General features: G+C 48.3%; 14 protein-coding genes. 8 read left to right on the top strand and 6 right to left on the bottom strand.

Going from position 1 to position 12563, the window contains the following annotated elements:
- Positions 1–24: 24 nt before the first annotated feature.
- A complete protein-coding gene (locus Q7R76_05570; protein MDO8643015.1) occupies positions 25–1566 on the bottom strand; it encodes a glycine--tRNA ligase in 1542 nt (513 codons plus the stop codon).
- 38 nt (positions 1567–1604) lie between these two features.
- A complete protein-coding gene (locus Q7R76_05565) occupies positions 1605–2828 on the bottom strand; it encodes a replication factor C large subunit (GenBank protein MDO8643014.1) in 1224 nt (407 codons plus the stop codon).
- A gap of 94 nt (positions 2829–2922) precedes the next feature.
- Between Q7R76_05565 and Q7R76_05560 the strand changes: the two genes are divergently transcribed.
- Positions 2923–3186 (top strand): hypothetical protein, encoded by a 264-nt coding sequence (locus Q7R76_05560; GenBank protein ID MDO8643013.1) that lies wholly within the window; start codon positions 2923–2925, stop codon positions 3184–3186.
- 5 nt (positions 3187–3191) lie between these two features.
- Positions 3192–3740 (top strand): M50 family metallopeptidase, encoded by a 549-nt coding sequence (locus Q7R76_05555; protein ID MDO8643012.1) that lies wholly within the window; start codon positions 3192–3194, stop codon positions 3738–3740.
- Here Q7R76_05555 and Q7R76_05550 read toward each other — a convergent pair.
- Positions 3730–4887 carry a helix-turn-helix domain-containing protein gene (locus tag Q7R76_05550; protein ID MDO8643011.1) on the bottom strand — a complete coding sequence of 386 codons (1158 nt, stop codon included), beginning with the start codon at positions 4885–4887 and terminating at the stop codon, positions 3730–3732. The two genes, Q7R76_05555 and Q7R76_05550, sit on opposite strands and share 11 nt — an antisense overlap.
- 120 nt (positions 4888–5007) lie before the next feature.
- On the opposite strand from Q7R76_05550, the gene Q7R76_05545 reads away from it, so the two are divergent.
- Positions 5008–5631 carry a hypothetical protein gene (locus Q7R76_05545; protein MDO8643010.1) on the top strand — a complete coding sequence of 208 codons (624 nt, stop codon included), beginning with the start codon at positions 5008–5010 and terminating at the stop codon, positions 5629–5631.
- Between the two features lie 9 nt (positions 5632–5640).
- A complete protein-coding gene (locus Q7R76_05540) occupies positions 5641–6222 on the top strand; it encodes a hypothetical protein (GenBank protein MDO8643009.1) in 582 nt (193 codons plus the stop codon).
- Between the two features lie 19 nt (positions 6223–6241).
- Here the strand turns inward: Q7R76_05540 and Q7R76_05535 are convergent, their stop codons facing one another.
- Positions 6242–6490 (bottom strand): bacteriophage holin, encoded by a 249-nt coding sequence (locus Q7R76_05535; protein ID MDO8643008.1) that lies wholly within the window; start codon positions 6488–6490, stop codon positions 6242–6244.
- Positions 6491–6566: 76 nt separating this feature from the next.
- Between Q7R76_05535 and pyrG the strand changes: the two genes are divergently transcribed.
- Positions 6567–8198, top strand: a complete 1632-nt coding sequence (pyrG, locus tag Q7R76_05530) for a CTP synthase (glutamine hydrolyzing) (protein ID MDO8643007.1) — start codon at positions 6567–6569, stop codon at positions 8196–8198.
- Here the strand turns inward: pyrG and Q7R76_05525 are convergent, their stop codons facing one another.
- Complete coding sequence (locus Q7R76_05525; protein MDO8643006.1) at positions 8199–8693, bottom strand: hypothetical protein; 495 nt, start codon at positions 8691–8693, stop codon at positions 8199–8201.
- 73 nt (positions 8694–8766) lie between these two features.
- Between Q7R76_05525 and Q7R76_05520 the strand changes: the two genes are divergently transcribed.
- From Q7R76_05520 to pyrH, 3 genes are read left to right on the top strand one after another with little or no spacing between them, the layout of a single operon-like run.
- Positions 8767–9840, top strand: a complete 1074-nt coding sequence (locus Q7R76_05520; GenBank protein ID MDO8643005.1) for a protein translocase subunit SecF — start codon at positions 8767–8769, stop codon at positions 9838–9840.
- Between the two features lie 8 nt (positions 9841–9848).
- A complete protein-coding gene (locus tag Q7R76_05515) occupies positions 9849–11558 on the top strand; it encodes a hypothetical protein (protein MDO8643004.1) in 1710 nt (569 codons plus the stop codon).
- Between the two features lie 41 nt (positions 11559–11599).
- Positions 11600–12268 (top strand): UMP kinase, encoded by a 669-nt coding sequence (gene pyrH, locus Q7R76_05510; protein ID MDO8643003.1) that lies wholly within the window; start codon positions 11600–11602, stop codon positions 12266–12268.
- Here the strand turns inward: pyrH and cutA are convergent.
- Positions 12246–12551, bottom strand: a complete 306-nt coding sequence (gene cutA / locus Q7R76_05505) for a divalent-cation tolerance protein CutA (GenBank protein MDO8643002.1) — start codon at positions 12549–12551, stop codon at positions 12246–12248. The two genes, pyrH and cutA, sit on opposite strands and share 23 nt — an antisense overlap.
- Between the last annotated feature and the right edge of the window lie 12 nt (positions 12552–12563).

The raw sequence follows: 12563 nt of genomic DNA, 5'->3' as shown, positions 1-12563 counted from the left end.
TGCCCTCTTGAGCAGTAGAGCTTATTAAATGTTGTTAAATGTTGTTCTTCCGCTGATAAGGTCGTCGATAACACGGATAAGGTCGGTAACTGGAATGCGTTTTTGCGCCGTGGTGTCGCGGTCACGAATCGTAACTGCATGATCCTGCAGTGTTTCAAAGTCAACCGTGACGCAGTACGGCGTGCCGATTTCGTCGTTGCGGGCATACCTTCTTCCGATGCTGCCTGATTTGTCATAGGTGCACACAAAATAATCTTTCAGCTTGGCGAAAAGTTCTCGCGCATTGTCGTGGAGCTTGTTGACCAATGGAAGAACTGAAACGTGCACCGGCGCGAGTTTGGGATGCAGTTTCAGCACAACATTTCCCCGCTCGGCATCATAATTGTATGCATCAAACAGGAACACCAAAAACGTGCGCTCAACGCCGAACGACGGCTCGGCAACAACGTGGGGGACAACTTTTTTTTGTGTTTCTTCGTCAAACAGTGAGAGGTCAACTTTTGAATGGAGCATATGCTGTTTCAGGTCGAAGTCGCCGCGGTTGGCAATGCCCTGCAATTCTTTCCAGCCGAACGGAAAATTATATTCAAGGTCCCACGTATCGACGGCATAATGGCTCTTTTCAGTCTGGAGATGCTGGCGAATGCGGAAGTTATTTTGGTTGGCACCGAGCTTGATGAACCAATTGAACGATGTTGCGAGCCAGTAGGCATGCCATTGGCTTTTGATAACGCCTTTGTCAAGGGCTTCTTTGATGGTCAGGTCAACGGCTTTTTGTTTTTTGTCCTGTGATTCTGCTGAAAAGATAAGAAGCGATGTTTCAAGGACTTCGCCAATAAACGGGCACTGCACGCGCTCAGGATGGATAAAATATTCTATTTCCATCTGCTCAAATTCCCTGCATCGGAACAGAAAATCCCGCGGCGAAATTTCGTTGCGAAACGACCGCCCGATTTGGGCAATGCCAAACGGAAGCTTCATGCGGCCGTGTTCAGTAACGAGCCGGAAATTCGTGAACATGAGCTGGGCTGTTTCCGGGCGAAGATATGCTTTTGAGGTTGCGGTTTCAACCGGCCCGACATTCGTGGAGAACATGAGATTAAATTGTTTTCCCGCTGCAAACGCGCCGCCGCAGGAGCATTTGATTTTATTTTCAATGACGAGTTTGGTGATGTCTTCTTTAGAAAGGCCGTCTGCCTGAATTTTCAGCCGGTCTTCAATAAGGTGGTCACCGCGGATGCGGGCGTGGCATTTTTCACACTCGACCATGATGTCTTCAAAACAATCAACGTGGCCGGATGCCTTCCACACTGCTGGATTGGTGATGATGCTGCCGTCAATCCCGACAACATCTTCGCGGGACTGGACAAAGTGCTTCCACCATTCCTGCTTGATGTTTTTTTTCAGCTCTGAGCCGAGATGGCCGAAATCAAAGAAGCCGGCAAGCCCGCCGTAAATCTCTCCAGATAAATAGACAAAGCCCTTGGCTTTGCAGAACGTGGCCATCTCTTCGATGGAGAGCAGTTTTGGTGTTTTTGATTCTTTTTCTTTTGAGGGTTCTGCCATAAACCACAGAGGATAACAGGGGTTTATATAATTTGTTGCTATTTCCCCTTCAGCCACGCAACCTCATCGTCGTCCAATTCGTATTCGGTAGCAATCTGCGCAGTCATCGGGGTACTGCGAGGTGTTGTATTTCTAAACATCCCCTGCAAGTAAGGGATAACATTGTTCACCACGTTTTTTGACGACGTGTGCAGCGCAGGAGCAAGTTTTTCAGCAATGCTTTTTCGCTTGGTGTATTTCATGTTTGCTTGCCAGATCATCAGGCCGCGCATGGTTTGCTTGTAGGTGATGAAGGCATGATTTTTTTCATCCTTTGACACGGCAACGCCGCCGGTCATGTACGCAGACACATACACGAGAAACCGCCAGTATTGCCAGCGCCGAATCCGCCGTCGCATAATGTCTGCTTTTGAAAGGTAATCGTATGCCCGCGCAAGGTCAGCTGGCCGGTTATATTCGTGCGGCAGGTTTTCTTGAATCCACGACAGGATTTGATCGGGCTCTTCATCAACCAAATCAAATGCGTGGAGGGCAATGTCGAGCTGTTTGGTCTTGAATACTTTGAGGAGCGCATTCGGAATTGATTCGAGCTGTTCGCGCGCATCCAAGCCAGCAACTTCAGCGGCGGTGAGCGTGTGTGTTCCGCCGGTGAGCGTGTATAAATCATTGAGCGCCGCGCGTGCATCGCCGCCGGCGTGCCGCGCCAGCGTCCGCAGGGCAACGGGGTCTGCAGTGATTTTTTCCGCGGCGCAAATCGTGGTCAACAGCGATGAAATCGATGCGTAATCCAAGAGCGCGCACGCCACCAGCGTGCTGGCTTTGCGAAGCGGTTTGAGATTGTCTGCAAACGGATCGATGGCGGTGCAAATAACAGGAAAAGAAGAGGTTTCAAGAAGTGAAAGGAGCGCGGCAACGCCGCCGCGGTCGCCGCTGCCAGAAATGCCATCAATGTCGTCAAGAAGAATAATTTTGCCGCGGAAGAACAGCGACTGCTGTTTCAGCGCGCCCCCGAGTACACTGCTGATGCCCTCTTTGTTGCGCACGTCGCTGGCGTTCAGCTCAACGAGCTCAAGGTTTTCTCCATGCGCAACAACATGTGCGATAGAAGTTTTGCCGCACCCTGCAGGGCCATGGAGAATCAGGCAGCGGTGTTTTTGTTGTTTGAAATTCTTGATAAACAACTGCACCTGCGCAATGGCGTGGTCCTGCCCCACGATGTCGCTGTTTTTTTTCGGCGCATATTTTTGGGTGAAAAGAGCCATGAAGATCGGCAACGGGAACGGGTTAATAATGATTATGGTGGCGAACAGCAGAAAATTTAAAAACCCCAAAAGGAAAGCAAAACTGAGGTGTTGTATGAAAGCGCAAGTTCCAAATTCAACCATCGCCGTGCTCTTGGTACTGGCGATTATGGTTTCAGCCATTGGCACGTGGACCGTGCTGCAAAAAGTCAAAGACATGAATGTGAATGCAGAAGTTGGCGCCGGAAGTGTGACCGGACTCGCGGCAAATACGAATGCTGCTGATGCCACTGCTCCGAGCATTACTGGCAGTATGGTGGATGAAACCGTGCCGGACGATTCCGATTCCAATATCACCAATGCACCAGCAGAGCGGTAGATGCCATGATTATATCCCTTCGTGAGATTGTTGACGTCATTATTATGACACTTGCGCTGGGCTATATTTTCAAGGATTCCTTTGCCGTGAGCGCTTATCAGTATCCGGTGAAGTTTAACTGGCGCGAATTATGGTACGCTGCGCTCATCACCGCGCCGGGCGTTATTTTGCACGAGTTCGGCCACAAAATTGTTGCGCTGGGATATGGGCTCGCGGCGACGTTTCACGCAAGCTATGGCTTTTTGCTGCTTGGCGTTATTCTGAAAATGGTGAACTTCGGCTTTATTTTTTTCGTGCCGGGCTATGTGTCCCACAGCGGCGCGTCAACAGTTTTCCAGAATACGCTGATTGCCTTTGCCGGGCCGGGTGTTAATCTCGTGCTCTGGCTGGCAGCACGCCAGCTGTACAAGCAGAAAATCGGCGAGCAGAAATGGCACAAGGTCTGGTTTTTGACGGCAAAAATTAACATGTTCTTGTTCTTCTTCAACATGCTGCCGATACCGCCGTTTGACGGATGGGCGGTGTGGTCAGGACTGTGGAAGATTATTTTTTGATGCCTTTTTGGTTCCATAGCGTATCAAAGTATGCCTTAAACGCCTTGACGAGCCGTTCGCTTTCTATGAGAAAGCCGATGGCATTTTCTTCCCACAACGAAATGTAGAGCTTGTTTTTATAGAATGAAATTTGGAGAGGGGACTTGAAGTCGGGTGGAAGAAACTGGTATTCTGCTGGAGGCAACGCAAGTTTGTGAACATGCTTTTTGACGTTTTGATTAAACAAAAAATGTGCTTTAATGCCGAGCGCACTGCGTTGAGGATGGTAGGCAATAAAAAAATCTCGCAATACCTTAAGCCCGCCATAATTTCCATTAATGACAAAGTATTCATCGCCTGCATGCAGGTCAGTGAGAATATTTTTGAAAAAGAGCGTTGCCTGTTTTTGCCCTTCAAAGACGTGGACTTTTTGGTTCCAGAGTGCGTCGAATTGCTCTTTAAATGATTGCGCAAGCTGTTTGTTATCGATAATCATGCACACGACATTGTCTGCGCCGCCAATGCGCAAGTTAACTTTATTGCCATAGACTTGGACGGTTGCCGGCGATGAAGTTGTTCCGATAACTTTCCCTTCAAAATAGGGCAGATTTTTTCGTGATTCGTAATATGTTCTTCCCGCTTCTGAAAAAATAGTTTTTGTCGTGATGCCGCGTTTGGCGCGTTCTGTGTATTGGCGGATGAAAAACGCATTGAGTCGCTCATCCAACTCACCAACAACAAAGACATACAGTTCATCTCCTTTTTTGCACACTTTAAACACATCCTTGAACGCAGTATCAAGCCCCTTCATCCCTTTGTAAATCTGCGCTTCACTCTTGTATTTTGAGAGCGTTTGTTTCAATTTGAGCTCGGGAAGAACCGTAGCTAATTCATGTTTTTGTTGCTTAAGCTGCTCTTCTTTTTCCTGCACATAATCAAGAAGTCTCTGGGGGTCTGCTGCTTCAAAATATTTGGTGCCTGCCTTGATGACATAGCTGACAAGGCCTTTCTGCGCAAGCCGGTCGAGGATTTCGTAGATTTTCGAGCTTGCTGCTTGTGATTTATCGACAATCGGGCCGGTGGTTGAGGAGCCGAGCTCCAACAAGGCAAGGTACACGTTGATCTCTGATTTGGTCAGACCGATGGATTCGAGGATGGAATGGTTCATTATGGGGGGAAAAGAAAGTAGATATTTAAGTCTTTCCATTTCTCCCCCCTTAGGGTGAGGTAATGTATAAAAGGGGGCGGACAACTTGCATGACAGAAAAGAGGTAGTGAGGAGACTATCATGAACAAACAACAAGCAACACTCATCACCCTGCTCGCTCTCACGACACCGGCAGTGCATGCGGCTTCTTCTGTCAAAGCAAGTGCCGAGGCGTTTGCGCACAGTGAAGGCATCAAGCGGGACATCAAAGCACGCGTGACACTTGATGATGTTCCGTTAAAGCCATGGTATTTTTTGAGAGATAAGCCAGCAACAGATTATAATGGAAAGACTATTGGGAAACGATTGACAATCAATGAGGTAATGCTTGGCTTGCCCTACGATGTTCGGCTCGGCGGACAGGCACGGTTTGTAGGCGAAGATATTTTTCCCGTGGCTGCAGCTGAACGATACAGCCAACTTACTGATACGTTTGCACTCTATGCTGCAGCACGGGTAGGTTTTGGGAATGTACAGATTGGAGAACTGCACCTGACGCCAAAATTCAAAATGGATGATATCAGCTTAAGCGTTGAAACAGTAACTCAGACAACGAGCAACAAATTTCTCGGAACAAAAGTTGCCGCACGGCTTGGATATCAGTTGGTTGATGGATTCATCGCCGGCATTGGCGTCGATACAGCACTGGGCACGGGAAAACCAGCTGATTACCAGGCAGGATTGTTTGTGATGATCGGGAAATAGGTTGGTTTGATGGTCCTGCCTAACTACATCCTCCGTAGGTGGGAGGAAGAACTCCGTAGGATCGAAGAAGAAAAGAAAGAAACACAAAAAAATGAGGAACGAAAACAAAGAAAAAAAGAACAAAGACTCGAGCAATGGACCAGTTTAATAGAGCCGGGTTTGTTAATTCTTTTTGAAACGGTATATGTTCCCCACCAAAACCAAAGACTGTATCCATTAGATCCAGTACCTCAGCTGTGTTTAGGAACAATCAAACGAGTTGAGCTTCTGGACGACCGAGACCTCATACCCGCTCTTATTCTTGGTGAATCTTATTTATTACATCATCCTGAAACAGTGGGAGGAGTAGAAATTCCTTCAGTTCAAAGATGGGCGGGCGATTGGACAAAAGAAGGAGAAGCGATATGGGAATTTTCGAAATTGGAAAGATGGGCTAAAGGTTATTCAGATTATATAGCAAAAAAGGTGGTTGAGTTAGGAGGAGATGCCTACAAAGTGTATGTGCCGTTTATTGAACGGATGCAACCGAAAGAACAATACCATGACCTGTTATTTTATGCATTTGAGATGAAGAGAAAAATAATCCGTTAAAAAAGTACTGCTCAATCCGTTATCTCACAAAGTGATTATACACCCACGCAAACAGCGCGCCGGCAATGCAGCCGTCAATCATGCCCCACACTGCGCCGATGAGCACGCCGAAAAAAGTTGGTTGATAACCAGGATATAAGGATGCAAATGCTTGCATCAACGGCAGGCCGTGGCCGCGCGTGGCGAGCACGCCGAGAAAAAGAATGGCAGCGCCCCACATGATGCCTGCGGCGAATGTAATGCCTTGGACGCTAAGTTTTTGGGACATGGAAAAAAGGAATACAAAGATGTTTATATAATTTACTACGCAAAACTATAAATACCCCTGGCTTCTTCCCTCATCAATGCACCCTCAAAAAACACCCAAATTTATCGTGGTCACCGGCGGCGTGCTGTCGGGGCTCGGCAAGGGCATTGCGACCGCCAGCATTGGCAATCTTCTTTCGCGCCAGTTCAACATAATCCCGGTCAAGTGTGACGGCTATCTCAATGTTGACCCGGGCACGATGAATCCTGTGGAGCACGGCGAAGTCTTTGTGCTCGACGACGGCACGGAAGTGGACATGGACTTCGGCCACTATGAGCGTTTTCTCGGCGTCACGTGCAAAGGAAAATGGAACCTTACCATGGGCAAGGTCTTTGAAAAAATCCGCGACAAGGAACGCCGCGGCGACTATTTGGGAAAAACCGTGCAGATGATTCCGCACGTCACCAACCTCATCAAGGAACACTTCTTTGAAATCGCCAACGAAGAAAACGCAGAGATTGTGCTGATTGAAATCGGCGGCACGGTCGGCGACGTTGAAAACGAATTGTATATCGAAGCGGCGCGCGAGCTGAAAAAAGACGCAGGCCGGGAAAACGTTTTGTATGTGCATCTGACCTACATTCCGAAGCCATCCGGTGTTGACGAGCAAAAATCAAAGCCAACCCAGCAGAGCGTCAACCTACTGCGCGAAAAGGGTATCCAGCCCGATATCATCATCGGCAGGTGCGCAGAATTTTTGACGGACAAAATTAAGGAAAAAATTGCCACGTTCTGCGACGTGGAAGCAAGCGCGGTCATCAGCGGCATTGATGTTGATAACATTTATAAGATTCCGGCAATTTTTGAAAAACAAGGAATTCTCGGCATCATCAGCAAGAAACTCGGCATCACGATTGAGCCACACAATGAGGAATGGAACCGGCTGGCAAATAATATTGACCCATTTGGCAAGGACATCACCATCGCGATTTGCGGCAAATACACGGCGCTGAAAGATTCCTACGCAAGCATTGCTGAAGCATTGAACCACTGCAGTGCGCACACCGGCTACAAAATAAATTTCAAATGGGTTGAGACAAGCGAAACTGAAGAGTATAATGAAAACGAATTCAAAGAGCTGCTGAATGGTGCGCATGCCGTGATTGTGCCCGGCGGATTTGGTAGTAGGGGTGTCGAGGGAAAAATAAAAGCAATACGCTACTGCCGCGAAAATAAAATTCCTTATCTTGGAATCTGTTATGGTATGCAGCTAGCCGTGGTTGAATTCGCCCGCAATGTCTGCGGGCTAGAAAAAGCAAACACCACTGAAGTTGACCCGAGCACGCTGCATCCCGTAATTTGTATTCTTCCTGAAAAGAAAAATCTCCAAAACATGGGCGGCACGCTCCGACTCGGTGCATGCACGGCACATCTCACGCCCGGCAGCGTCATGCACCGAACATACGCTGATTCAACCAATAGCGAGCGCCACCGCCACCGGTACGAAGTCAATCCGGAATACCACGACATTCTGACAAAGAACGGGATGGTGCTCTGCGGCATGAGCCCGGATAGAAAACTGGTTGAATTTATTGAGCTGCCGGAGTCTGCGCATCCTTATTTTGTCGGCTGCCAAGGGCATATTGAGCTCAAATCGACGCTGCTCAAGCCGGCGCCGCTGTTTCTGGGGCTGGTGAAGGCGGCGATTGAGCTCAAAGACAAGAAATAATTATTTTTTTCTTCTTCCCCACCCCCACCCAACACCTGCGCCGACAACAAAATATATCCCGACAAGAAGCAGGCTCAAGGCAATGCCTGTGCCATTCTGCACATACTGTGCGCATGGCTCTTTCGGCACATAAGCCAATCCAGTACAGCATCCATTCTGTCCTTCCATCTTCCACGGCGTTGCGCAATTCGGTACGAAATCTGCTGCTGACCAGCTGTAACAATTTGGTTCCTTGGGACAAACAGAACTTGCAAATTCACCACCCAACGGTTCTATATAAAAAGCAACAATAAGGTGTCCGGTATACAGAGGTATGTTTGTTGTCCATTCTGGTGCGAATCCTGTTGAAGCAATTTGATCTGAATACACCGAATGAGTTAGTGGAACAAAAACAAAGAGGTAAAATAAGAATAGCACAACGCACAGAGCCGCGCCAATGACGCCGCCGCGGAGCCAAGGTTTTTTGGGAAGTGTAAAATTCCAATAATCTACCATAGAAATGTAGCTGATAAAAAGGTATATATATCTTCCGAAAAGCTTTATAAACCAGCCCTTGTTTTGGCGGGCTATGGCAGACGAAGATGGGCAATCAGGGCAGTCAGCGGTTGATACTGCTTCTTCTCCGTTTGTTTCTAAGAAAAAAATGCGGCGCGACCGGGCACGACTGCGTGAAGTCAAACAGGGAAAAAAAGAACCGGTAAAAGTACACGAATCGTCTGCTCCCGATCCCCGACCTCATGCTCTTGACCACCGCCCATGGTATCAGCGCATCTATGAAGATCAGTACAAAAAACTCCTCTGGATTCCGCTCATCATTCTCATCCTCGCGCTCGTGCAGATTGGCGTGCAGACTGCCACCACTGGTGACTTCTTGCATAAAGGGGTTTCCATCAAGGGCGGCGTAACCATGACGATACCGGCAACAGCGCACGATGTAGACACGCTCAAAAACCTGTTAGCAACCACGTTCCCTGCCAATGATATTGAAATAAAAGCGATTAGCAGCGCCGGTAAAAAAACCGGGCTGATTATTGAAGCGGACGTGACTGAAGAAGCACAGGTGCAAGAATTTGTCAACCGCGTTGCACAGGAGTTGAATCTGGAAAAAGACGGCTACAGCACAGAAATTATCGGCTCCAGCCTTGGTGCAAGCTTTTTCAAGCAAACCTTTACCGCGTTGATACTGGCCTTCGTTTTCATGGCGATTGTTGTGCTCTTGTATTTTAGGATTCTCATTCCTTCGCTCGCGGTTATTTCAGTTGCTTTTGCTGACATTGTGGTGACGATTGCTATCCTGAACATTCTGGGCATCAAGCTTTCCACCGGCGGCATTGCCGCGCTGCTCATGCTGGTTGGTTATTCGGTTGACTCGGACATCCTGCTTGCCGCGCGAGTACTGCATCGAGAAGGGAGCGTGATGGAGAGCATCTACAGCGCCATCAAAACCGGACTGACGACAACGGCAACAACAGCAACCGCAGTAATTGTCGGATTGCTTGCCTCTGATTCAGACGTGCTCAAGCAGATTATGACTATAATCTTCATCGGCATCTGTGTGGATACGGTATTCACCTGGATTCAAAACACGGGGCTGCTCCGGTGGTATGTTGAGCGGAAAGAAAAACAACAACAAACAGTGTGAACTAAACTATGGGAAAACTCGGCAGAACATTCAAGAACACGCGCATCATCATCTGGCTTATTTTCTTAGTCTTTGCGCTCGTCGCAATTTCACCGCAGCCGTGGGTTGAAGGGGTTGCTATCAGAACAGTCATAAAGGACAGCGCCGCATTCAAGGCGGGCATGGAAAGCCCGAAGTCAACTGCAACGCCAACATCACGGGAAGTCATTGCGTCAATCAACAACATACCGATAAAAGATGTTGATGATTATTATGATGTGATACAAGACCTCAAGCTCAACGATACCCTCCTGATTCGCACGGATCAGCGGACGTACCGGCTTACGGTTCAGCAGGAAAGCGAACAACGCACGGTCAATGAAACGGTCACGACTGAAGAAACAGTCAATGGAACGCTCCAAAACATGACCACCGTCGTGCAAAAAACAGTGTCGGTGCCAAAAAATGCCACCAACCCAGTTGCTGAAGACATTGGCATTAAAGTGTATCCGGCGCCAACAACAAACCTGCGCAAGGGGCTTGATCTGCAGGGCGGCACCCGAGTGCTCCTGAAGCCGGAAAAGGAGTTGAGCTTCGACGATATGGACACGCTGATTGAGGGCATGAAGCAGCGCCTGAATGTGTACGGCTTGAGCGATGTCATCATCCGCAAAACAACCGACTTAAGCGGCAACCAGTATATTCTTATTGAAATCGCCGGCGCGACCGAGGAAGAGGTCAAGAACCTTGTCGGCAAACAAGGAAAATTTGAGGCAAAAATCGGCGATACGGTGGCGTTTGTCGGTGGAAAAGATATTACCTATGTGTGCAGAAGCGCAGAATGTGCAGGCATTGACCCGCAAGCAGGCTGCGGCAAAGCAGCAACGGAAACCGGTAGCATGGAAGTGTGCCGATTCAGGTTCTCCATCTCGCTGACGCCGGAAGCGGCAGAAAAACACGCGCAGATAACCAACGGGCTCAAAGTTGTGACTGACAACGGCGAAAAGTATCTTGAGCAAAAGCTTGATTTGTATCTTGATGATGAAAAAGTGGACGAGCTGAACATTGGCGCAGAGCTGCAGGGCCGCGCGGTGACTGACATTTCAATCAGCGGCAGTGGCTCGGGCACCACGCGTGAAGGAGCACTCACTGAATCACTGGCAAGCATGAAGCGGCTCCAGACCATTCTTATTACCGGAAGTCTTCCGGTAAAGCTTGAAACGGTCAAGATTGACACAATCTCACCCTCACTGGGTGAGGGATTTATAAAAAATTCATTGTTTGTCGGCATGCTGGCAATAGTTGCGGTGGGTGTAGTGGTGTTCCTCCGCTATCGAAAAATCAAGATTTCAATTCCTATTATGGTTACTATGATTTCAGAAATCGTGCTGCTGATGGGCTTTGCCGCCGTCGTTGGCTGGAATCTTGACATTTCCGCCATTGCAGGCATTATTATTGCTGCGGGAACTGGTGTTGACCACCAGATTGTCATTGTTGATGAACTGTTGAAGGGCAAGAAAATGGTTGAAGCGTATGACTGGCGCGTGCGTATCAGAAGCGCATTCTTTATTATTATGGGAACGTATTTCACCATGCTGGTTGCCATGATCCCCCTTTTATTTGCAGGCGCGGGACTCATCAAGGGCTTTGCGTTTACGACCATCGTCGGCATCACTATGGGTGTCTTGATTGCACGGCCGGCATTCGCTGCATTCATTGAGATACTGATGAAAGACTAAAACAACAAACTTAATAAAATCAGTACGCTATAATTCTGTTCATGCAAACATTCATCATCTCGCTCGGCGGCTCGCTCATCAATCCGGGAAAGCCGGACATCGCGTTTCTGAAAAAATTTGCAAAAGTGGTTTTGCACCACAAGGACAAAAAATTCGTCATCATCTGCGGCGGCGGAACCGTTGCGCGGGAATACCAGCAGACGGCAAAAAAACTCTGCCCGATGACGCAAAAAGACCTTGACTGGATTGGCATTGCCGCAACGAAACTCAATGCTGAACTGGTGCGCGGATTATTTTCCTCCATTGCCTACAAGCGCGTGCTGGACAATCCGACACAGCCGCCGGACACTGACCATCGCATTATTGTTGCAGGCGGCTGGGAGCCAGGATGCAGCACTGATATGGATGCAGTTTATTTGGCACAGTATCTTGATTGTTACCGCATCATCAACATGTCAAATGTTAATTATGTGTATGACAAAGACCCGCACAGATACAAGAACGCAAAAAAGATTAGAAAGATTGAATGGAAGGATTTCTTAAAAATTGTGGGCCCCACTTGGAAGCCGGGCATTCACGCGCCGTTTGATCCGGTGGCAAGCAAGTATGCCGCTGAACGAAAAATAAAAGTGGCGATGATTGGCCCCTCAATGAAAGAACTTGACAATCTGCTGCGGGAAAAGGAGTTTAACGGGACGTTGATTTACTAACCCATTTCTCAAATTCTTTGTTCGCCTTTGCGTCAATCACGATGATTGCCGGGCACTCGTACGAATGCATCTTCTTTATTTCTGCCACCACTTTTTTTGCGCGGGCAGCAGTTGTCTTGCATAACAACACTGTTTCACCCTGCTCACGTTTTTTCTTTTTCCACCCATACAAACTGGTAATTGGGAACACATTCGCGCATGCAATCAGCTTTTTCCTGAGTAATTCGCGCGCGATTTCCCGCGCTTCATCGTTATATTTACAGGGGCAATAGACCAGTTTCATGCCACCTACCAG

Source organism: Candidatus Woesearchaeota archaeon (genome assembly GCA_030651375.1).
GTDB lineage: Archaea > Nanobdellota > Nanobdellia > Woesearchaeales > UBA12501 > JAUSFM01.
The sequence above is the reverse complement of the archived record's forward strand: the minus strand, read 5'-3'. Positions and strand labels throughout refer to the sequence as shown.